This is a genomic window from Yersinia entomophaga (assembly GCF_001656035.1).
In the GTDB taxonomy this organism is placed as follows: Bacteria; Pseudomonadota; Gammaproteobacteria; order Enterobacterales; family Enterobacteriaceae; genus Yersinia; species Yersinia entomophaga.
In genome coordinates, this window is sequence record NZ_CP010029.1 from 611,514 (window position 1) to 631,864 (window position 20,351).

A 20,351-nucleotide genomic window follows, 5' to 3' on the forward strand; every position below is an offset into this window, starting at 1 on the left:
CATTGGCGTGAATATTGCGCATTGATTTTCCCTGTCAAAAGGACTATTTCTTAATCGTGGTTGTACATAAAACAGCCACTGTTTTCTTTCCAGCAGACAAGAAATGAGGGATAAGAGGCATGAAGAGACAGAAAAGAGATCGTCTGGAACGGGCATTATCAAGAGGATATCAGGCAGGTATTTCAGGGCGTTCAAGGGAAATTTGTCCCTACCAATCGTTAGACGCCCGGTCTCATTGGCTAGGAGGGTGGCGACAAGCCATGGCTGACAGGGCTGTGACCGCTTAAGCGGCTCCCTGTGATTCGAGGATAACCTCCGCTTTAGGCGGAGGTTTTCATTTCAGAGACAAGACTACTCAGCATAGTCTTGCTTATCGCGACAAAAAACTAGCCCTGCCAACGTTTCAGCAAAATACTGGCGTTAACCCCGCCAAAACCAAAACCGTTAGAAAGCGCATAAGTCATCTGGTGAGGGCGAGCTTTGTCGCTGACAATATCCAATCCGGCACTGGCAGGATCTGGATGGGTCAGATTCAAGGTGGCGGGAACGATTTGGTCTCGCAATGCCAGTACGGTAAATACCGTTTCCAGGCCACCCGCGCCTCCGAGTAAGTGGCCGGTTGCTGATTTAGTGGAGGTGACGGCTAGCTGACTGTTTGTGCCAAACAGGTGCTTGATCGCGTTGATTTCCCCCAGATCGCCTACCGGCGTTGAGGTTGCATGAGCATTTAAGTGCTGAACCTGATCGGGAGTCACACCCGCCTGCCGTAATGCGATTTTCATCGCTTTGTAAGCGCCGTCACCGTCTTCCGCCCCGGAAGTCATATGGTAGGCATCAGCGCTGGTACCATAGCCCACAATCTCCGCCAGCGGCGTTGCGCCACGAGCCAGAGCGTGCTCTAACTCTTCCACCACTAGCAGGCCAGCACCTTCTCCCATTACAAAACCATCACGAGCGCTATCGAACGGCCGTGATGCCTGTTCCGGGTGTTCGTTAAAACCATGAGAAAGGGCGCGAGCCGCCGCAAAACCGGCCAGGCTGACTTTATCAATGGCCGCTTCGGCACCGCCGCACAGTGCGACGTCGGCCTCGTGGTTGCGAATCATACGTACCGCATCGCCAATGGCCTGAACACCTGCGGCACAGGCGGTAACCGGCGCGCCGATTGGCCCTTTGAAATGGTGTTTAATGGAAACGTGGCCAGCGGCCAGATTGACCAGAAACGACGGAATGGTGAAAGGAGACAGCCGTTTGGGGCCGCGACTGTCGGTGGTGCGAACCGCATGCGCAATCGCGGGGAATCCGCCAATACCTGAACCAATCACGGTCGCGGTGCGCTCTTGTTGATCTTCGGCGATTGCCTGCCAGCCTGAATGGGCAATGGCTTCATCGGCTGCAGCCATGGCAAACTCGATAAAACGGTCCATTTTCTTTTGATCTTTCGGTAAAACGGCGCGGTCGGGATCGAAACCGCCTTCTGGATCTGCTGCCAGCGTAGGAACCTGTCCACCGACTTTGGTTGCCAGCTCTCCCACGATCTCATCCGGCAACCGGCGGATACCTGATTGCCCGGCTAGCAAGCGCTGCCAGACGATTTCGAGACCTGTTCCCAATGGGCAAATCACGCCCATACCGGTAATCACCACGCGACGCATACTCATACAATTTCCTTATTCGGATTCAATGGAACGGGCAGACGCCTTTTCTTGCATCAATGCAAGGCGTCGCTTCACGATATCACTGCTTACCGGGCCTGCGGCGATGGTGACATCCTGATAAAGGATAGGCCGTTGGGTCCGTTGATCAAGCAACTGGGGCTGAATCGGCTCACCGCTGTGGCGATCGACCAGAATCACTGCGGCCCCATCCGGAGCCAGATGCTTATTACCCCAATCAAACATTGCCACCAATACCGGAAAAAAATCGATTCCGCGTTGAGTCAGGCGATATTCATAGCGAGCGGGGCGGGCGTGATACAAATGTTTGTCTAGAATGCCACTGGCGACCAGATGTTTCAGTCGGCGAGTTAGCATGGTAGGCGAAAGCTGTAAACTTTTCTGAAACTCGTCAAAGCGCGACAATCCCTGAAAAGCATCGCGGAGGATTAATATGCTCCACCACTCCCCAACGCGCTCTAGGGAACGGGCGACCGGACAGGGCATATCGTCAAAATGGGTTCGTTGCATTAGCTGCCGGTAACCTCACGAGTCGAGTAAAACTAAAATGAGAAGCAAAACGTCAGTCACTACATTTATAGTAGTAACTATGGTTCAAAAAAATGCCGTTTGACTGGCACTGTTTTCACTTTACTGGATTACGCAGGGATTGAGATGCTCTCTCCCTGCGCAGAAACGTTTAGAACGCGTTAGTGTCTTTAAACAAGCCCACTTTCAGATCGGTCGCGGTATAAATCACCTTACCGTCAACCAATACTTCGCCGTCCGCGACGCCCATAATCAGTTTACGCATAATGACGCGTTTGAAGTTAATGCGGTACGTTACTTTCTTCGCTTCAGGTAATACCTGGCCGGTAAATTTCACTTCGCCTACGCCCAGCGCACGGCCTTTACCTTCACCACCCAACCAGCCGAGGTAGAAGCCGACTAACTGCCACATAGCATCGAGGCCGAGACAACCTGGCATCACTGGATCGCCTATGAAGTGGCAACCGAAGAACCATAGGTCTGGATTGATATCCAGTTCCGCTTCCACATAACCTTTGTTATGAGTACCGCCGTCTTCGGTCATCTTCACGATACGGTCCATCATTAACATATTACCTGCTGGCAATGGTGGTCCACCGGCGCCAAACAGTTCGCCGCGGCCAGATGCCTCAAGGTCTTCTTTTGTATAGGATTCGCGTTTATCTACCATGTTCTCAGTAAGCCTTATTTTATTGAAGGTCGCAGATTAGCGTACACTTGTACGCTGAACAAGTCCGATCAGCCCTGGTTAAACCAGTTGAGCCAGCGTAATGGCCAAGGTCGGCGTCGATCCTGTGGATTCATTTGGGCAATCCTTTCCTGAATTATACCTAACAAACTGGTTTGTTGTTCATCGGCATAAGGCAGGCCGGTCAGAAGTGGTAACGCTTCAGTGACGGAATCCACGGCCCACAGATGGAATTGCCCGTTCTGTACTGCTTCAACCACTGACGGGTGCAGGCAGAGATGGCGCACATTGGCGCTCGGTAAAATCACGCCTTGGCTAGCGGTTAATCCACGACGTTGACAAACCTCGAAGAAACCTTCGATTTTTTCATTTACGCCGCCAATAGGTTGCACATTCCCAAACTGATCGACAGAACCGGTCACGGCAATTTGTTGATTAATTGGCTGTTGTGAAAGAGCACTGATCAATGCACATAACTCTGCCAAAGAGGCACTGTCGCCGTCAATTTCACCGTATGATTGCTCAAAAACGATTGATGCGGAGAATGGCATCGGCTGGTCAAGTTCCAGCTCCGCATTCAGGAATGCCTGCATAATCATCATGCCTTTAGCATGCAGATTACCGCCTAACTCGGCTTTGCGTTCAACGTCGACAAATTCGCCGTCGCCCATATGTGCCACGCAGCTGATGCGCGCGGGTTCGCCAAAGGCTCGCGGATGGCCAGGATATTCCAGTACCGAAAGACCATTGATTTGGCCAACAACCGCACCTTCGGTGTCGATCAGAATCTGGCCCAGTTCGATTTCGTCCTGCATCCGCTCGGCCAGATAATTCTGCCGCCAATCGCGATTATTTGCGGCTACATCCAGCGAGTTACCGGTAATTTCATCTTCTTCAGCATACATGGCGGCTTCGGCTAACTGGCGAGTTAACCATTGCGGGCAGAGTGGTAAACTGCCCTGATCGCCACTGTGACGAATGGCTTGTTTAAACAATACTGGCCAAGCGTCTGCGGACAAAGGCGGCAAATTATTCTGCTGTACTAACCCGTTGATATAACCGCACCACAGCGCCATGCCTTCTTCGTCCAGCAGGGGCAATTCAGCTTCAAACTCGCCGTAAATGGCCAGCTCACCCAGCTCCGGTTCCATATCATGGAAATCCCCTAGACCGAGGCGATCGCCAACCAGAACCAAACGCAGATCGAGAGGCATAGAGGGAATATGTAATGGTAAAGGCTTGGTTTCATCGGGAGAGAGCCACTCGAAACGCTGCTGAGTCACCATTTGCTTTAGGCGTAGCCACATTAACGGCTGCGCCAGCAGGGAACGTACCGACAGAATCAGCACGCCGCCGTTGGCCTGATGGACCAACCCCGGTTGCAAGCTGACCGTATCTTTATGGATTCTAACGCAACCAAATAATTGCTCTGGCTCAATCCATTCCTGACATAAACAGGTAGATTTGGCAGCAAAAGCCTCATTGCCATGCTGAGCTGGCTGCCAGCTCACTTGATGGCCATGTACCAGATAATCACCGCCCGCTAGCGTCGGCGTTTCATTTGCCAGCAACTCATTAATTGCCTGGGAGAGCAGGTTGAGATAGTCGCTACTCTCTTGCGCCTTGATCAGCATAAAGCGCGGCTTGGAAAGTGGGTGACAGAATAGCGTCAGGCCATTTTCCAACCGGGGCTGATATGCCGCAAAAGATACGGGAGCCAACTGAGTGGCGGTAGCAAACAACGCCTCATATGGCGTTGTGTTTGGCAGCAAAGACTGCCATTCAAGTCGGTTATTGGTCAAAGTGTTAGATGCAATCGTCAAAAAGGGAAAGGGCGATTATACAAGAATAACGCAGGCTGCATATACGCAGAGTGGCTGTTGTCGACAAGGAGTGTGACATCCTGATATTTAAGTACAAAAAACAGCCAAAATGAACGCGATTTGCAGGGGGAAATTTCCTATAAAGCTGTTATGCTTACTGAAGTTACGCGGTCACTGAAGAGATCACGATGAAATATCAACAATTGGAAAATCTTGAGAGCGGTTGGAAATGGGCCTATCTGGTGAAAAAACACCGTGAAGGTGAACCTATCACTCGCCACGTTGAAAAAAGCGCAGCTCAAGATGCGATTGAACAACTGCTGAAACTGGAAAGCGAGCCGGTTAAAGTCCTTGAGTGGATCGATGCGCATATGAATGCGGATTTGGCTAATCGGATGAAGCAAACCATTAGGGCTAGACGTAAACGCCATTTTAATGCCGAGCATCAGCATACGCGCAAAAAATCTATCGATCTGGAATTCCTGGTTTGGCAGCGTTTGGCGGCATTGGCGCGCAGAAGAGGACATACTTTATCCGAAACGGTAGTGATGTTGATTGAAGATGCCGAACGGAAAGAGAAATATGCCAATCAGATGTCATCGCTGAAACAAGATTTACAGGCAATTTTGGGTAAAGACGATTAGAAACTGAATGAGAAGCAGGCGTTATTTGTTGGCGTTTCTTGCGATTCTGGTTTTTGGTTTTAGATGACGAAAACGGTTAAAAAAAAACCCCGCAATGCGGGGTTTTTATTAAGAAGTAAACTTAAGCCTGTGGCTGAGTTACAACTTCTTTGATGCCTTTCACTTCGATCTCTACGCGACGATCTGGTGCCAAGCAGTTGATCAGTGCAGCACGTGGTTTCACGTTGTCACAGGTGTTGCCTGTAACTGGATCAGCTTGACCCATGCCACGAGCAGAGATCTTGTCTGCTGGGATACCTTTAGATACCAGGTACTCTACAACGCTGCGAGCGCGAGCTTCAGACAGTTTCAAGTTAGGAGCAGCTTGACCGATACGGTCAGCGAAGCCCAGAACTACAACAGAACCGTCTTTAGGATCGATAGAGCTCAGCTGAGAGTACAGTTGGTCCAGAGCTTGCTGGCCTTCTGGTTTCAGAGTTGCTTTGTTGAAAGCAAACAGCACGTCAGATTTCAGAGTGAAACGCTTAGTATCAACAACTGGAGCCGGAGCTGGAGCTGGAGCTACTGGAGCGACTGCGTCATCTTGACCGAAACGGTAAGAAACACCCAGGCTCAGCATGCCGTTGTCTGGACGAGCACCAACGGTAGCAGCATCACCAATGTTGTTAACCCATTGGTAATCCAGGCGAGTTGCCCAGTTTTTGGTTACTGCGTATTCAAGACCAACGGCTGCCAGCGGAGAAACGCCAGTGTCGTGGTTGCTAGCGTGGAAGTTTTCGCTAGGCACGTTTGCTTTAGAGTCTGCACGCCAAACCATACCACCCAGACGAGTGTACAGATCCAGATCCTGAGCAATTGGGTAGCTCAGTTTAGCGGCTAGCTGAACGCCTTGTGCTTTAAATGCGCCGTTAGTAACGTCGCCTTTGTAAGGCATACGGCCAAGCCAGTCATATCCCATTTCGAAGCCAAGGTATTGGTTCGCTTGGTAACCTACGAACGCACCTGCACCCAGTTGGTCCTTGTGAGTTGGGCCGTCGTTGCTTTCGTTGTAGATACCACTGCCGGTACCGACATCATGGTACTGAGACCAGCCCAGTTTACCACCGGTGTACCAGGTATTATCTTTCGGTGCGGCTTGCGCTACTGTAGCGAAACCAGCCAGTGCCACTGCTAATGCGATAGCTGTCTTTTTCATTTTACGCCTCGTTATCATCCAAATAGGCAATGAGCTTTTGTAAAGCCAAGCCCTTGGTTAAAATTCTTCGTTAAGGTTTTAACGCTCCCGTTGATTCACGCTGCCAGTTTAATTTGGCGTTTTAGAGCAACCTTAGCGATGTAAAGTCTACAACGTGGCGAGAAAGTTACAAGTGTGATGTGATAAACCGCCTGAAAAAAAAGCAAAAATGAGCAGGTTTTTTAACACTTTTGGCATAAAAATGGTCATTTTTAGAACAATATTTTATGCTGCAAGCCGCGTAATGACTCGCTTTGCACTGATATTCAGAGGTTCCCATGTAATTCACGTTAAATTTCATGGGATAAATCCTAAATTTACTTAATGATACAAATAAGAATGAATTTTTAGCGTTGGACACTGTCCTTGGTTCGATTTTGTGTCACTTTGCGGACGCATAATGAACCCATATGCATTTCCCTGCTCGGCAGCTAAGCGAAGCCTTAGTCGGTCTTCATCCGTTAAATCAGGCAACCAACCGAGCACCACACTGTAATTTCCTGTCTGTAGCGCTTTTTCCATAGCTTCAACGGTAGATAAAGAATCTATCTGGCTTAGCTGCACCACTTTATCTACGGGTAAACCGGATTTCTCAAGCCATAAACGGCTAAGCTTCTGCTGTGGTGTTAACCATAGCAACCAGCGGGATTGTTTGCCCAATTGTTGCAGCAGGGGAACGAGCAGTTGAACCACTGCGGACTGATTCTCACTATAAACAATTTCACTGATAAGTCCGCTACCCACAGGGGAAATGGTTCTTGTTGCTAATGTATTAGCAGCAAAAGTATGACTGTTGGAATTATGAGGTTTAAGTGAATGTGTGCGCATGTGATTTCCTGCCCGTAGTGATACTGTATGAATATACAGTAATGGGTGTTTGATGGAAGATCAACCTAATTTTTCAAACTGCTTCGCAAATTTGCGATGAAATTTAATGCAAATTAATTTTGTAATTGGATAGTCGATTTATATTGCGTATTTTTGCAATTAGTTGTTCCTCTTACACTTATTGCATCAAAATTAGGACTATAGGCTAATCATTTGCTAAAGGAGTAGCGATGAAGCATTTATCAGAAAAAAGGATTGCCCAGGCTCAGGATCGTTTTGCTTTTCTCGGCCCGATTACATTTCGTTCTCAATTTGGCGGGTATGGTTTGCTGGCTAACGGCATCATGTTTGCGTTGGTTTCTGAAGGCGAAATGTATTTACGTGCAAACGAACGTACCGAATACACATTCAAAACCTACGGGATGTGCTGTTTGGTTTATTCCAAACGGGGCATTCCCGTCACGTTGCGCTATTACTGGATTACGCCCGAGTTATGGCAGGATGAATCCAACCTTTCCGCATTTGCTCAATTGGCCTATCAAGGAGCAGAAGAAGATGTCGTTACCAAAAGCAGGGAAACCAATCGACTGAAAGATTTGCCTAATGTGACCATTGCTCTTGAGCGTTTACTGTGGAAAGTCGGTATAAAGAATGCGGATGAATTGAGGAGTGAAGGAGCAAAACGCACTTATCTTAGGCTCAGGGCCTTGAGGAAGTCCTTGGGGATCAATGTCCTGCTCTCATTAGCCGGCGCTATTACAGGCAATCATCATGCCGTTTTACCTCGTCGAATTCGCAATGAGCTGATGGAATGGTTCGATGATGTAGGAATGCCGGTCAGCGCTTGTTATAAAAACTGAAGGCGATGAACGTTCAACCAACGATGAGTAACGCGATATGCCTTTAAGTCGTAACCGAGTGAAGGGAGTCACAGGCCGCTAAAATATCAACAACCTGTGACTGGCAGGTGAGTATCACCGCATTATTTTTATGAATTACGAATTTCTCTGGCCAATTTGTTTATTTAATACGGCAAGCTCAGGTAGCAGTTCCAGTAACAATCCTACCTGCTGTAATACCAGCGGTTCTTTGCTTTCAGGATCGGGGCTGAATTGCGCGCTACGTGCCGAAAGGGCAGCCAGCGCTTTGTTCATGCGGATATCGTCCACCGGTTCTTCGCTAAGCGCCGCTTCTACATAACAGATAGCGTCATTTAGTAGCTCCAGAATGGCTGGATTGGTCAGTTTCTCGCGGTGCGCGCCTAGCGCCGAGATGTAGCTCAGCATGGTGTGATTCAGGCACAGCAGTCGGAATGCCGCCTCATGTGTTTTGCGGTCATTCTTAGGCTCTGCGGACATATTGGAAATAACCGAAGCTAACTCAGCATCGCTATTGTGCGCATCGCGGCGGGCAATCCTATAGGTCAGGCTGTTGTCCTTTCCCTGATGGTATTGCAGCAGGATGGCGTCCAGATAGCGGCAGTTGGCGTTGAAGGTCTTGTTCACCACCGCCGGCAGATGGCGGAATTTCCAATCTGGCCAGATAAAGGAAACGGCGACCCAGGCAATGCCGCAGCCGAGTAAGGTATCAATCACACGTGGCATGGCGACCTCAAAGCCTTCACCTAACAGGTTGAAGCACAGTAACACCAAAAGGGTAATAAACATGGTGGCGTGGGCGTACTGCACATTACGGAAGGCAAAGAACAGTACCCCGGTAATGACGATTAAAATCAACTGCCCTTCCAGAGAAGGCACAAAGTAAAGAATAGGTAAGCCGATCAGAATACCAGCGAGGGTTCCGATGATCCTAAGAGCTAAACGGCGGCGGGTGGCGTTGTAGTTAGGCTGGCAGACAAACAGGCTAGTCAGCAAAATCCAATAGCCGTGCTGCATGCCGGTGAATTGGATAAATGCGTAACCAATACAGAGCACTACGGACATGCGAACCGCATGGCGAAATAGGGCTGACTGCGGCGTCAGGTGGCGGCTGATTCGGAGCCAGATATCGCCCCAACCGGTAATACGGTCGTCGGCCAGACGATTTTCCGGCTTAGCTTCTTCGGCCAGTACTTGCTCTGATTCGATACCAGCAAGCTGGGCGTCAATGGCACGCAGATTTCTAAGTAAATAGGATAATGCTTTAACCTCTGGAAGGTTTTTATGTTTTTCCGACATTCGCAGAAGCGTAGCGTCCAGATGAGTAAACGCTCGCTCAAAGCGCGGGTCGTGCTGATATTTTTGACGCAAGAGGATGGATTGCGATAATTGCTGGCAGGCTCTGGCCTGCATAGTTAGCAGCCGCTGGAAGCGGAACAGCACATCGCTAAAACGAAATTTCTCCCGCAGGCTTTGGTATTGCACATGGGAGGAACTGGCGCGCTCATGAATATCCTGTGCGACGAAATAATAGTGCAGTGTACGGCGGGTGCCCCGTTGCCCGCGATCTCCTTTCAGACGGGTTACGAGGGAAACCTTGGCCTGATTCAAGGTCGAAACCAGTTCGCCGTTGGCCATGGCGACAGCGATCAGCGGCTGATTGTCATTCGCTTCGATATCAGGATCAAACAGATTGGCTTTGGCTTCCAGATAATACGAAAGCTGCTGATAACAGCGTGCCATATTGTCCTGTAGTGGGCGGATAGGGAAAATCAGATGGCCAGCTAGCGTCAGCAGGTTGTACCAAACAGCCCCCAGCAGCAAAAGCAACGGTTGTTCATACCAGATAGCGTACATCGATGTACCCAGCATGGTGTAAATCGCGATCAGTAAAGCGCCAAAGGCAATGGTGGCGTAGCGTTGTCCAAGCGCGCCCAGCAGAATGAATCCGCAGGTCGAAAAAGTCAGGCCAATAGCAAATAGCCAGGGATAGGGAAAGAGCAATTCAATGGAGGCAGAAGCGGTAAAGAAGCAAACCAATGTAATCAATAAATTGCGGATGCGTCCTACCAGCCTGTCGTCCAGATCTGCCAGAGCCGCGGCTACGACTCCCAGAGTCAGAGGAATAGTCAGTGTGGGTTGGCCAAGCCACCAAGGTAGCGCCGTTGCGCCAGTCAGGGCGATAAAAATACGAACGTAATACAGGAAGCTGCTGTTATATGCATAGCGACGTAAATCAGAAACAAAAGTGAGCACAAAAGACCCCTAAAACGAACAAAACAGCCTGACCGAATTGAGCATTACCTAGGCTAATCAACATAGCTTTTAGGCAAAAAACGAACCTTACACTCGGGCAAAACAGATTCACTCGAGCGTAAGGCATCATTCTCAATCAGCGTTGCTGAAAGCGGCGTTTAGCATTCTCGGTTCTGGCTTGTTGCGCCATTTCAACCGAAACCACCCGGCGGCCGACTGGCCATAAGGCTATCGCTGCTATTTTAAAGTTAGCGATACCGACAGGAATACCGATGATGGTTAAGCACTGGGCAATCCCAGCCAAAATATGGGAAATGCACAGCCACCAGCCAAACAGAATAAACCAGATAATGTTCAATACTGAACCTCCGGTTGTTAGCAGAGCATTACTTTTTTCCGGGTATAATTCATTGACATGGATCGCCTCATTGCCATAAGGCAGAAAGGAGAGCTTGGTAATTTCCCAGCAAGAGCGGGTTAATGGTAAGGTAACGATCAACAGGGCGCTGACCAGCGTAGCCACCAGCCAGGCGAGCGTTGTGAAGAAACCACCTAAAACAAAATTCAAAATGTTCAATGCAGTACGCATAATGATTAATCTGCCTGATAAAATTGAAGAGCCGCCATGCGGGTGAATCTAGAAGTGATCTTCCTTTTCCCATTATTACGCGTTTTTGACAATAACCCGTAAACTATCTGATAGCTGTTGTTTAAACTCAATTATTTTATTTACACTCCATTTTGATACGTAAACTCCCTCAATACTAGTTTTGGCGCAGGTATATGGAACTTAAAGCGACATCTTTCGGCAAGCATTTGGCTCAACATCCCTACAATCGGGTGCGATTATTGAATGCTGGCATCGAAGTGAGCGGTGATAAACATCAATATCTGATTCCGTTTAATCAATTGGTCAATATTCAATGTAAACGCGGCATCGTATGGGGAGAACTGGAGTTTGAACTGCCACAGCAGCAGGTTGTCCGGTTACACGGCACCGAATGGCAGGAAACTCAGCGTTTCTATCAGTATTTGTTAGGCGTCTGGCAAAAATGGAGCGAGGAAATGAGCCAGATTAGCGCAGAAGTGCTCCAGGCCCAGGTGGCTTCGATCCGTAAAATTGAACAACAAGATAAATGGTTTAAGCATTCGGATTTGGCGCAATTGCAAGAAAGCATCAAGCAAGCATTTGGCGCGTTGCCAATGCCGATAGAGCGATTAAGTGAATTTGAGCTGTGCCGCGACGATTATGCCCTGTGCCTGCGTTGGTTACAGCAGGGTGCCCGGAGCGTTGCGATGCGTAACCGACAATGGACCGACCGCGTGCTGGAACAACACCGCGACTTCTTCCAGCAGGTTGAAACCTCTCCTTTGAACGATTCCCAGTGTCGGGCAGTAGTGAATGGGGAAGATTCGGTATTGGTATTGGCTGGAGCGGGTAGTGGTAAAACGTCGGTGCTGGTGGCGCGTGCCGGTTGGCTGTTACATCGCCAGGAAGCGCTGCCGGAGCAAATCTTGCTGCTGGCTTTCGGGCGTCAGGCTGCCGATGAAATGAATGATAGAATTAAGCAACGTTTGGGGACAAAAGATATTCAGGCGAAAACCTTCCACGCGTTGGCGCTGCATATTATTCAGCAGGGCAGTCGTAAAACTCCGGTTATCAGTAAGCTGGAATCAGACAGTCAGGCGCGTCGCTCGCTATTGATCAAAAACTGGCAACAGCAGTGTGAAGAAAAGAAAGCGCAAGCCAAAGGCTGGCGGCAGTGGCTGACCGAAGAGTTGGAGTGGGACGTGCCGGAAGGCAGTTTCTGGCAAGATAAACGTCTGGCGGCGCGTTTGGGAGGGCGTCTGGAACGTTGGCTTGGCCTGATGCGGATGCACGGCGGTAGCCAGGCTGAAATGATTGAACAAGCCGATGAGGAAGTGCGCGACCTGTTCCAGAAACGCATTCGCCTGATGGCTCCGTTGCTGAAAGCGTGGAAAAGTGCGTTGAAGGACGAAGGTGCGGTTGATTTCTCCGGCTTGATTCATCAAGCGGTGAATTTATTGGAGAAAGGGCGTTTTGTCAGTCCATGGAAATACATTCTGGTGGATGAGTTTCAGGATATCTCGCCGCAGCGCGCAGTGTTACTTTCCGCTCTGCGTAAGCAAAATACCCAAACATCTTTGTTTGCCGTAGGGGATGACTGGCAGGCCATTTATCGTTTCAGCGGAGCCGAACTCTTGCTGACCACCGCCTTTAGTCATCATTTTGGTGAAGGAGCGGAATGTGCTTTGGATACCACCTATCGTTTTAACGATCGCATTGGTGAGATAGCCAATCAGTTTATCCAACAAAATCCTCATCAGTTAAAAAAACCGCTAAACAGCCTGAGTAAAGGCACGAAAAAATCCGTGGTAATCCTGCCGCATGAACAGCTTGAGGCGCTGCTGGATAAGCTGAGCGGCTATGTTAAACATGATGAGAGAATCATGATTTTGGCTCGCTATCATCATTTACGTCCGGATATTTTGCAGAAAGCCAAAACGCGCTGGCCCAAACTGAATATCGATTTTATGACCATTCACGCCAGTAAAGGGCAGCAGGCTGAGTACGTGATTATCGCTGGTTTGCATGAAGGCAGCGATGGATTCCCGGCGGAAGCCAGAGAGTCGGTGTTGGAAGACGTACTCTTGCCGCAACCGGAAGATTTTCCCGATGCGGAGGAACGGCGTTTACTGTATGTCGCCATGACGCGGGCTAAACATCAAGTGTGGTTATTACAAGACAGCGATCGCCCTTCAGTCTTTGTCAGCCAGTTACGCGATCTTGGCGTGTCAGTACAGAAGAAACCCTGACAGGAAATGGTTGCCCCCGCAGGCTTTGGCCCGCGGCGGGCGGATTATTTCAGACGATCTTGCAGGTAGCGCTGGTAATCGGGAATAGCAATCTCAATCTCCCGATCGAATAGCGGCGAGCAGACGAGAAAATCAGCGGTAGAACGGTTTGTGGCGACTGGAATATTCCACACTGTGGCCAGACGCAGCAGCGCTTTTACATCGGGATCGTGCGGCACCGCATTTAACGGATCCCAAAAGAAAATCAACATATCAATTTTCCCTTCTGAAATCAGCGCGCCTACCTGCTGATCGCCACCCATTGGCCCGCTGAGCATACTGCGTACCGGAATCCCCGTGGCACGTTGCACCAGATTTCCAGTGGTGCCTGTGGCATAAAGTTCGTGTCGCGCCAGTAGCTCTTTGTTGCCTTCAACCCAGGCAAGCAGCGATTTTTTACAGTGATCATGAGCCACGAGGGCGATATGTTTCCTCGCCGCAACGGTTCGTGTAGTCAGTTCCATGAAAATCCTTAAATAACTGAGGTTTCCCGACAGATTACTGAAACTGGAATTTGGTGCATAGAGGGAGCGCAAGAAATTGCGAGAAGGGATTGAAAAATACGATATTCACATCAGATTCTGCCGCATTCGACTTTTGGCCGCTTTCATTGGCGAGCCTGCGCGAGAGAATAGGGGGTTATCCTGACAAACACGTGAGTCAACAGCGCCTATTGTTTTGCCGCGTGTTTCCTGGCCCAAAGCAAAAACCGCTGTTGGGTTTCTTTATCTGCCTGCAAATACCAATACTGTAGCATTTGCTCAGAAACGTTCTCACCGTTCAGGCGCGTAGTTTTGTCGGCGATGCCGTTGCCTGCTGCGGGTAGCGTTGTACCGGGCACCGCGCTAACGGTTGAAGGGGGAATCGCGGCGAAAGAGGGAACCGAGGCTTTATGATTGCCTAAGTTATAGATTGCCATGATGTTTTCCAGAGAAGCGCTACTGGTTAAATCATCCGGATGCAGCATATCAGAACGTACCGGCAGAATATGAGCATTGTGATCAATCAGTTGATACAGCGGGTGATGAGAAAATTTCTGTCCTTCTTGCGTATTAGTAATCGTTGGAAGGTGGATGGCGACAGATTTCACGTTTTGGGTATTAAACACCACGATCAGCGGCGGTGAGGTGTAAAACATTTGGGCAGGTGTGCTGGACGGAAGATTTTTAGTAACTTTAAACAGTATTTGATGCTGGCCGCTGTTCAGCTCCAGACTTTCCGCGCCTTTTAGCAAAGAACCGGACATGTTTTTACCGTCAACGACCAGCAAGTCAATCTCAGGCGACAGTTTTAACGTCGTTGCCAGCGCCGAACCGCTAGCGCAGGCGATTAAAACTGCGATAACCATAAGACCGATTTTCATGTTCCACTCCTTTTGCCCAATCTTTGTATTGTCAGATAAGCAAGATAATGCGCCAAAGATTATCCCTCACATCATTATAATTACATTTCGACACTTTTTGTATTATTTGCTTATGTTTATATTTTTGAATTTAAAAGGAAAAAACAATGTAATTTAACAGAAAATACATTGATCAAGGTTAAACGAAGTCAATTGTCGGCTTTCTTTTCAGCCTCTTTGGCTGATGATATACACTGAGATAATCGACCCGATCCCGCGCTCTTTTGGGACACGAACCGGTGAAATAAGTTCTATTTATTATGCACATCAGAGGAACTGAAATATGCATGACAATGATATTGCTGAGGTACTCAAAAAAACCAAAACTATCGCATTAGTCGGAGCCAGTAATAATCCTGGTCGCCCAAGCTATGGCGTGATGGCTTACCTGCTTTCTCAGGGATATCAGGTGATTCCCGTGAGTCCGAAGCTGGCGGGGCAAACTTTATTGGGGCAAACGGCCTACGGTCAACTGGCGGATATCCCTCATCCGGTTGATATGGTGGATGTGTTTCGTAACGCCGAAGCGGCTTACGGCATCGCGCAGGAGGCCATCACCATTGGCGCCAAGGTGTTGTGGTTGCAGATTGGTGTGATTAATGAACAAGCGGCGGTGCTAGCGGCCGATGCGGGTCTTAAAGTGGTGATGGATCGTTGCCCGAAAATTGAGATTCCGCGCCTGGGTTTGGAAAAAGCCTAAAATCATTGCATGCGCTATCTCAATAAGCTGTCTTGGCGTCAGGGCAAGGAAATGGAAAGAAACGATAAAAAAACCCAACGCTGAGGTTGGGTTTTCATCAGGTTTAACGTTTAGGCGATAAGCCTTAGTTCCGTAATCTCGGTGCCTGTAACTGATCGCGAATAGAAACCGCCAATTCGTCTAATGAAGGTTGATCAGGATGAGCTTCCTGTACTTCATAGGCCAACTGAGCCTCTGCCAGATAAGTATGTATCGCCTGACCGCGATCGTCCTCCATAACAACGTGATACCAAGGCGCTAATCGCAGAGTATCGCTATTAACGACGTCTTCAGGTTGAGGTTGATCCAAGGAATATTCGGGATCTATATCGATAACAACACCCAAATAACCGAGTAGTTTATGGCGAACTTGCTGGCCAATACCGAATTTGCTGGCGATCATAGTAACCTCCTGAAAAACATTTCGCTGCCTTCTGATATGAGGGCAGCGCAGGACATTTCAAGTTACATCACCTTCACGTTACATCACTCGACAGGCAAAACCTTTCAGATACAAACCTTCCGGATAGGTTGCGATAACCGGATGGTCGGCCGCCTGACGGAACTGCTCTACAAATTGTATATCACAACCTGCATCTAGCGCGGCATCGGCCAGAATTTTTTGGAACAAATCATTTGGCATTAATCCTGAACAGGAGAAGCTCAGCAAAATGCCGCCTGGACGCAGTAACTGTAGCGCTAACATATTGATGTCTTTATAACCACGGCAAGCGCTGGCCAACTGATTTTTATTTTCGACAAACTTCGGCGGATCCATAATGATCATGTCGAATTTTTCCCCTTGCGTGCGGTAATTCCGCAGCAGTTGGAACACATCATCACGAACAAATTCGGCTTTGCTCAGATCAAGCTGGTTCAATTCCACGTTTTGTTTAGCGATATCCAGCGCCGCCTGTGAGGTATCCACGCTGATAACCTGCTCGCATCCGCCCATAAGGGCTGAAACGGCGAACGCGCCAGTGTATGAGAAACAGTTGAGTACGCGGCGGCCTTTGGCATAATTGCGAGCGGCCAAACGGCTATCGCGCTGATCCAGATAAAAACCGGTTTTATGACCCTGCTGGATATCGACCAGCAGTTTCATGCCGTGTTCCTGAATCGGTAGCAGTGCTGGTGGAATATCCCCCAAAATAGGACCTTGGGTCAGTTCCATACCTTCTTTTTTACGAACCGATACGTCGGAACGATCGTAAATGGAACACTCCGGATAGCAATGCTGTAGCGCGTTGATCAAGGCACCACGCTGGTATTCAGCACCGGCAGACAACAGTTGTAGAACAAAGAAGTTTTGGAAACGATCGATGGTGACGCCAGGCAAACCATCAGATTCACCGGCAATCAGGCGATAGCTGTCCAGACCGTCGCGCTTCGCAATCCAGTCCCGCCAGCTTTGCGCTTGCTGTAAGCGGCGGATAAAGAAATCGTTGTCAACGGCTTCGTCCTGTTGGAAAGTCCAAACGCGGGCACGCAGCTGTGACTCTGGCGAATACGCGCCACGGGCCAGCCATTTACCTCGGCTGTCCATAATATCAACGGTTTCCCCAGGAAGCGGTTTGCCTTCAACACGTTCAACGGCGCCAGAAAATACCCAAGGATGACGGCGGAGCAGGGACTTTTCGCGTCCCATAGCGAGAATTACACGGTTCATAATAATCTTTTATAATCAATTCGTTGGGATTGATAACATATTATCAATCAAAAATTAGGCCACAATCATATAGTAATATGAGATGAGTCACTACTTTGGCGGATGGGAACGCTATGAGTGTGGATGTATTAAATTTTAATATAGAAATATTAAAATGGTGAGATGAAAGCGTAATTTATCACTCAAGCCGGTGTAAAAGAAATGTATTAACAGATTTTTATTCCGGCTTAAGCCATTTATTTTTATGATAAATCACCGCAGGATTGCCTTTTTGCTTCTGATAACAATCGGTGGTTTTATCTATAGGCTTTGGGTATTAAGGAATATGTTCCCATTTGATATCCACCACAACGCCGATAATTTTACAGTTTCCGTTGATAATAGTCGGCGGATGATGCGGGTTTAATGCCTTAAGGTACTTACGTCCAGCATCGGTCATAAACTGTTTGAACGTCGCTTCGTTTTCATTTTCCAGCTTGGCCACCACCAGTTTTCCGCTGACCGGCTCCTTCTCTGGATCGACTAAAATAATCATTCCTTCGGGCACGGTAAACCCCGTTGGCGCGGTCATGGAGTCACCTTTCACCCGTAGCCAGAAAGAACCGGGGCTGGCATTTACCGTGGTGTCAGGCCAAATATCAATTTCATCTCTGCGATAGGGTTCTACCGCTTCCAGCCAGCTCCCGGCGCTCACCCAGCTAATCAGCGGGAAGGTGCCAACCGTAGATTTTTGCCCAAGATAACTCACGTTATTCGAATTGGCATTCTCTCCAAGCAGGGCGGCCTCTTTGGCTAACGTAGGACTGAAATCGGCAATAGAGACCTGAAGATGTTTGGCAAATGCCGCCGCGACCTTGGTGTTTAATGGATTCCGGCCGTTCAGGTAATGGCCAATCGCGCCTTGGCTGACGTCAAGGTCATCGGCTATCGCCTGTTGGGTGATATGCAGCGATTTTTTCTTTGCCTCATAAAGAGATTTCAAACGCATCGCGTCTTCGATCTGTTCGGGCGTGAGCGGTTTTTTCTTTTCCATTCACTCATTCTAATACCAGAGCTATTAAAATAACAATACCGCAGATATTGATTTGATAAATACTTGCGGTATTATTAATGGGTATTTATTCATACGGAGAAGACCTGTGAAGCAAACAGCGTCTGGCGATGATGCAAGTGTCGTGTGGTTTCATAGGGTCGAGCGGCGTTTAAAATGGGTAGGCGTGTTGTTCAACCAGGTTAGCGACGTGATACCGACATTGCTGGATTCCAGAGTGACGGAGCCAAATAGCTATGGACGATAGTCTGCGAGGCAAGGTGATTGGCTGAGCTAACGCGACAAGAGCGTTGCCAACACAAGGGTTTACGAGGAGTAAGGATAGGGAACCCTGACCGCTAGTAAGAACTGAGAACGTTGCGGTCCGGCGTAGGGATACGTCAAGGAGCGGCATAGATTTTTATTTACGTCTATCTACGGATGGGCGTGCAGGCGAGGAAAGCAATATGAACCTGGAATCAGCGACAAAGTATCTATTCTGTAAATCACAATCTTTCACCGATAGCCCTGGTGCGACGGGCGATATATTGACCGGCGCCGATGTGATGGGAGCTTTCGGCCTGTGTCAGTCCAAGGCTGAACTCGGGTTTAAAGCCTATTCAGGGAAGCTGGGTTTAAGTGCTGGTGATGCCAAAGATGCGATTCAGTTACTCACTCAATATGGCATGACCCAATGCGATAAGGTGGCAGCCTTACGTAAGCTGGATGGCAGGGTTAAAGTGAAAGTCGTACAGAAGCTGGCGGGTTTTGCCTATCAGGATTATTGCCGCAGCGCCTCAGGCGTTGAGGAATGTTCTTGTTGTAAGGGGAAAAGGTTCGTTATCGATAGGGTAGCAACGGCGAAAGATCGGGAAAAGAGAGCCTATAGCCAGCCTACTCAGGTTATTTGCAGCCAGTGTTGGGGAAAAGGCGTGGTTTCCGTTGCCTGCCGGGATTGCCGTGGCCGCGGTGTCGTTGTGGATCAAAAAGAGACCGAGAAACAGGGCCTTCCAGTAAAGCGCGATTGTCAGCGTTGCCGCGGTCGCGGGTACGAGCGAATTCCGGCATCAACCGCATTTCGGGCAGTGAGTTCGCTGACTAACGCCATCAGTGCCGCAACCTGGGATAAAAGCATTAAGCCATTTTACGATTCGCTGATTGGCCAGTTGGAGCAGGAAGAAGTCCGCGCCAGTAACTTATTGAGTAAAGCAATTAAATAGCTAATGAAAAAATAGTGAATTATTTTATCGTTAGCTATTTATTTTTCCGAAAATTGGGGTAAACTGCTTCTCATAGTGGGCTACTTATAAAGGCTCATCAGAGAAAGGCCTCGGGTTAACCACCGGGGCTTTTTGCATTTATAGGTACTTAGTGAATATCATTGTATCTCGCAGCTCATCTGTTTTCCTGATGCAGACTGAGGTAGATATATTAAGTAAAGCGGTGATCACCCTGATTCACCCCAAATATCAAATCCAGCATCTCCAACGGATGCCAGGATGAGTCAATCAAGGCCTCGCTTCTGCGGGGCTTTTTCGTATCTGGCTCTCCGTCAAACTCCAACGTCTACACGCCCCCGTAACGCGAGGAGCCGTGGCGGAGAGCTATTCCTGTTGACACCTGAATCTTAAAAATGCCCAGCCAGACCGGCAGGGGGAGGAGGCTATGCGAATGGATAAATATGTCAGTGAGTTGTCTTGCTGGCTTGGTGGTTTGACGGCCGCGTTGGGCGAGCTTTCGTTGAACGAATGGGCAATTATCATCGGAATTGTCTGCAAGATTGGAGCCGTTGGCGTGAACTGGCACTACAAGCGAAAAGAATTTCAGTTAAAGGAGAAATCTAATGGCTCCCGCTCTACGTAACAAACTTCTGGCGTCCTCCGCTGGCGGTGCGGCGCTGACTCTAGCTTTGGTGGGCGGTCATCACGGACTGGAGGGGCTTGAATATACGGCTTATTTTGACGTAGTTGGCGTGCTAACGCTCTGTGATGGTGATACCGGTAAGAAAATGAGCGCTACAGCGATGGGGAGTGCGATAAGCGGCGAATGCTGCGAATAAATAGGTGTTTAATTAATACC

21 protein-coding genes are annotated in these 20,351 nt (G+C 48.9%); 8 read left to right on the forward strand and 13 right to left on the reverse strand.

Annotated elements, in window-relative coordinates; all coding sequences use genetic code 11:
* The first annotated feature begins 119 nt into the window (after positions 1 to 119).
* Positions 120 to 287 (forward strand): ribosome modulation factor, encoded by a 168-nt coding sequence (gene rmf, locus PL78_RS19395; protein WP_038402188.1) that lies wholly within the window; start codon positions 120 to 122, stop codon positions 285 to 287.
* Between the two features lie 99 nt (positions 288 to 386).
* Here the strand turns inward: rmf and fabF are convergent, their stop codons facing one another.
* From fabF to PL78_RS02845, 4 genes are all read right to left on the reverse strand, one after another.
* Complete coding sequence (fabF, locus tag PL78_RS02830) at positions 387 to 1,661, reverse strand: beta-ketoacyl-ACP synthase II (RefSeq protein WP_064512947.1); 1,275 nt, start codon at positions 1,659 to 1,661, stop codon at positions 387 to 389.
* A 9-nt stretch (positions 1,662 to 1,670) separates the two neighbouring features.
* Positions 1,671 to 2,186: a winged helix-turn-helix transcriptional regulator gene (locus PL78_RS02835; RefSeq protein WP_064512949.1), complete on the reverse strand. Its 516-nt coding sequence runs from the start codon at positions 2,184 to 2,186 to the stop codon at positions 1,671 to 1,673.
* A gap of 169 nt (positions 2,187 to 2,355) precedes the next feature.
* Positions 2,356 to 2,874: a bifunctional 3-hydroxydecanoyl-ACP dehydratase/trans-2-decenoyl-ACP isomerase gene (gene fabA, locus PL78_RS02840; protein ID WP_049596478.1), complete on the reverse strand. Its 519-nt coding sequence runs from the start codon at positions 2,872 to 2,874 to the stop codon at positions 2,356 to 2,358.
* Between the two features lie 68 nt (positions 2,875 to 2,942).
* Entirely contained in the window at positions 2,943 to 4,694 is a 1,752-nt protein-coding gene (locus PL78_RS02845; RefSeq protein ID WP_064512951.1) for an AAA family ATPase, read from the reverse strand.
* Positions 4,695 to 4,903: 209 nt separating this feature from the next.
* On the opposite strand from PL78_RS02845, the gene matP reads away from it, so the two are divergent.
* Positions 4,904 to 5,359 carry a macrodomain Ter protein MatP gene (gene matP / locus PL78_RS02850; RefSeq protein ID WP_064512953.1) on the forward strand — a complete coding sequence of 152 codons (456 nt, stop codon included), beginning with the start codon at positions 4,904 to 4,906 and terminating at the stop codon, positions 5,357 to 5,359.
* A gap of 121 nt (positions 5,360 to 5,480) precedes the next feature.
* Here the strand turns inward: matP and ompA are convergent, their stop codons facing one another.
* Positions 5,481 to 6,554 (reverse strand): porin OmpA, encoded by a 1,074-nt coding sequence (gene ompA, locus PL78_RS02855; protein ID WP_064512954.1) that lies wholly within the window; start codon positions 6,552 to 6,554, stop codon positions 5,481 to 5,483.
* A gap of 360 nt (positions 6,555 to 6,914) precedes the next feature.
* The gene (gene sulA, locus PL78_RS02860) at positions 6,915 to 7,421 is read right to left on the reverse strand and encodes an SOS-induced cell division inhibitor SulA (RefSeq protein ID WP_064512956.1); all 507 of its coding nucleotides are present in this window, start codon (positions 7,419 to 7,421) and stop codon (positions 6,915 to 6,917) included.
* A 230-nt stretch (positions 7,422 to 7,651) separates the two neighbouring features.
* Here sulA and PL78_RS02865 point away from each other — a divergent pair, with 230 nt between their 5' ends.
* Positions 7,652 to 8,281, forward strand: coding sequence for a TfoX/Sxy family DNA transformation protein (locus tag PL78_RS02865; protein ID WP_064512958.1), 630 nt, complete (start codon positions 7,652 to 7,654; stop codon positions 8,279 to 8,281).
* A 135-nt stretch (positions 8,282 to 8,416) separates the two neighbouring features.
* On the opposite strand, the gene yccS is transcribed toward PL78_RS02865, so the two are convergent.
* Positions 8,417 to 10,555 carry a YccS family putative transporter gene (gene yccS, locus PL78_RS02870; protein ID WP_064512960.1) on the reverse strand — a complete coding sequence of 713 codons (2,139 nt, stop codon included), beginning with the start codon at positions 10,553 to 10,555 and terminating at the stop codon, positions 8,417 to 8,419.
* Positions 10,556 to 10,691: 136 nt separating this feature from the next.
* The gene (locus tag PL78_RS02875) at positions 10,692 to 11,144 is read right to left on the reverse strand and encodes a YccF domain-containing protein (protein ID WP_064512962.1); all 453 of its coding nucleotides are present in this window, start codon (positions 11,142 to 11,144) and stop codon (positions 10,692 to 10,694) included.
* A 194-nt stretch (positions 11,145 to 11,338) separates the two neighbouring features.
* Between PL78_RS02875 and helD the strand changes: the two genes are divergently transcribed.
* The gene (gene helD / locus PL78_RS02880) at positions 11,339 to 13,393 is read left to right on the forward strand and encodes a DNA helicase IV (protein WP_064512964.1); all 2,055 of its coding nucleotides are present in this window, start codon (positions 11,339 to 11,341) and stop codon (positions 13,391 to 13,393) included.
* 44 nt (positions 13,394 to 13,437) lie between these two features.
* Here helD and PL78_RS02885 read toward each other — a convergent pair whose 3' ends face one another.
* Both PL78_RS02885 and PL78_RS02890 read right to left on the reverse strand, forming a co-directional pair.
* Positions 13,438 to 13,896 carry a methylglyoxal synthase gene (locus PL78_RS02885; RefSeq protein ID WP_064512966.1) on the reverse strand — a complete coding sequence of 153 codons (459 nt, stop codon included), beginning with the start codon at positions 13,894 to 13,896 and terminating at the stop codon, positions 13,438 to 13,440.
* Positions 13,897 to 14,102: 206 nt separating this feature from the next.
* A complete protein-coding gene (locus PL78_RS02890) occupies positions 14,103 to 14,795 on the reverse strand; it encodes a DUF2057 family protein (RefSeq protein WP_064512968.1) in 693 nt (230 codons plus the stop codon).
* A gap of 322 nt (positions 14,796 to 15,117) precedes the next feature.
* Here PL78_RS02890 and PL78_RS02895 point away from each other — a divergent pair, with 322 nt between their 5' ends.
* On the forward strand, positions 15,118 to 15,534 hold the full coding sequence (locus tag PL78_RS02895) for a CoA-binding protein (RefSeq protein WP_064512970.1): 417 nt from the start codon (positions 15,118 to 15,120) through the stop codon (positions 15,532 to 15,534).
* Between the two features lie 124 nt (positions 15,535 to 15,658).
* On the opposite strand, the gene hspQ is transcribed toward PL78_RS02895, so the two are convergent.
* The 3 genes from hspQ to PL78_RS02910 form a co-directional block, all read right to left on the reverse strand.
* Positions 15,659 to 15,976, reverse strand: coding sequence for a heat shock protein HspQ (gene hspQ / locus PL78_RS02900; RefSeq protein ID WP_064512972.1), 318 nt, complete (start codon positions 15,974 to 15,976; stop codon positions 15,659 to 15,661).
* A gap of 78 nt (positions 15,977 to 16,054) precedes the next feature.
* Entirely contained in the window at positions 16,055 to 17,242 is a 1,188-nt protein-coding gene (gene rlmI / locus PL78_RS02905; RefSeq protein ID WP_064512974.1) for a 23S rRNA (cytosine(1962)-C(5))-methyltransferase RlmI, read from the reverse strand.
* Positions 17,243 to 17,558: 316 nt separating this feature from the next.
* Complete coding sequence (locus PL78_RS02910; protein WP_064512976.1) at positions 17,559 to 18,275, reverse strand: LexA family protein; 717 nt, start codon at positions 18,273 to 18,275, stop codon at positions 17,559 to 17,561.
* A 464-nt stretch (positions 18,276 to 18,739) separates the two neighbouring features.
* Here PL78_RS02910 and PL78_RS02915 point away from each other — a divergent pair, with 464 nt between their 5' ends.
* From PL78_RS02915 to PL78_RS02925, 3 genes are all read left to right on the forward strand, one after another.
* A complete protein-coding gene (locus PL78_RS02915; RefSeq protein WP_064512978.1) occupies positions 18,740 to 19,492 on the forward strand; it encodes an antitermination protein Q in 753 nt (250 codons plus the stop codon).
* Positions 19,493 to 19,937: 445 nt separating this feature from the next.
* Positions 19,938 to 20,135, forward strand: a complete 198-nt coding sequence (locus PL78_RS02920) for a phage holin family protein (protein ID WP_064512980.1) — start codon at positions 19,938 to 19,940, stop codon at positions 20,133 to 20,135.
* On the forward strand, positions 20,116 to 20,331 hold the full coding sequence (locus tag PL78_RS02925) for a lysozyme family protein (RefSeq protein WP_064512982.1): 216 nt from the start codon (positions 20,116 to 20,118) through the stop codon (positions 20,329 to 20,331). The genes PL78_RS02920 and PL78_RS02925 overlap by 20 nt, the downstream gene beginning before the upstream one ends.
* Positions 20,332 to 20,351: the final 20 nt, after the last annotated feature.

Bases quoted from the DNA above. Each gene is read 5' to 3' on its own strand.
- rmf (WP_038402188.1), top strand. From the start codon at position 120: ATGAAGAGACAGAAAAGAGATCGTCTGGAACGGGCATTATCAAGAGGA.
- fabF (WP_064512947.1), bottom strand. From the start codon at position 1,661: ATGAGTATGCGTCGCGTGGTGATTACCGGTATGGGCGTGATTTGCCCA.
- PL78_RS02835 (WP_064512949.1), bottom strand. From the start codon at position 2,186: ATGCAACGAACCCATTTTGACGATATGCCCTGTCCGGTCGCCCGTTCC.
- fabA (WP_049596478.1), bottom strand. From the start codon at position 2,874: ATGGTAGATAAACGCGAATCCTATACAAAAGAAGACCTTGAGGCATCT.
- matP (WP_064512953.1), top strand. From the start codon at position 4,904: ATGAAATATCAACAATTGGAAAATCTTGAGAGCGGTTGGAAATGGGCC.
- ompA (WP_064512954.1), bottom strand. From the start codon at position 6,554: ATGAAAAAGACAGCTATCGCATTAGCAGTGGCACTGGCTGGTTTCGCT.
- sulA (WP_064512956.1), bottom strand. From the start codon at position 7,421: ATGCGCACACATTCACTTAAACCTCATAATTCCAACAGTCATACTTTT.
- PL78_RS02865 (WP_064512958.1), top strand. From the start codon at position 7,652: ATGAAGCATTTATCAGAAAAAAGGATTGCCCAGGCTCAGGATCGTTTT.
- PL78_RS02875 (WP_064512962.1), bottom strand. From the start codon at position 11,144: ATGCGTACTGCATTGAACATTTTGAATTTTGTTTTAGGTGGTTTCTTC.
- helD (WP_064512964.1), top strand. From the start codon at position 11,339: ATGGAACTTAAAGCGACATCTTTCGGCAAGCATTTGGCTCAACATCCC.
- PL78_RS02885 (WP_064512966.1), bottom strand. From the start codon at position 13,896: ATGGAACTGACTACACGAACCGTTGCGGCGAGGAAACATATCGCCCTC.
- PL78_RS02890 (WP_064512968.1), bottom strand. From the start codon at position 14,795: ATGAAAATCGGTCTTATGGTTATCGCAGTTTTAATCGCCTGCGCTAGC.
- PL78_RS02895 (WP_064512970.1), top strand. From the start codon at position 15,118: ATGCATGACAATGATATTGCTGAGGTACTCAAAAAAACCAAAACTATC.
- hspQ (WP_064512972.1), bottom strand. From the start codon at position 15,976: ATGATCGCCAGCAAATTCGGTATTGGCCAGCAAGTTCGCCATAAACTA.
- rlmI (WP_064512974.1), bottom strand. From the start codon at position 17,242: ATGAACCGTGTAATTCTCGCTATGGGACGCGAAAAGTCCCTGCTCCGC.
- PL78_RS02910 (WP_064512976.1), bottom strand. From the start codon at position 18,275: ATGGAAAAGAAAAAACCGCTCACGCCCGAACAGATCGAAGACGCGATG.
- PL78_RS02915 (WP_064512978.1), top strand. From the start codon at position 18,740: ATGAACCTGGAATCAGCGACAAAGTATCTATTCTGTAAATCACAATCT.
- PL78_RS02920 (WP_064512980.1), top strand. From the start codon at position 19,938: ATGCGAATGGATAAATATGTCAGTGAGTTGTCTTGCTGGCTTGGTGGT.
- PL78_RS02925 (WP_064512982.1), top strand. From the start codon at position 20,116: ATGGCTCCCGCTCTACGTAACAAACTTCTGGCGTCCTCCGCTGGCGGT.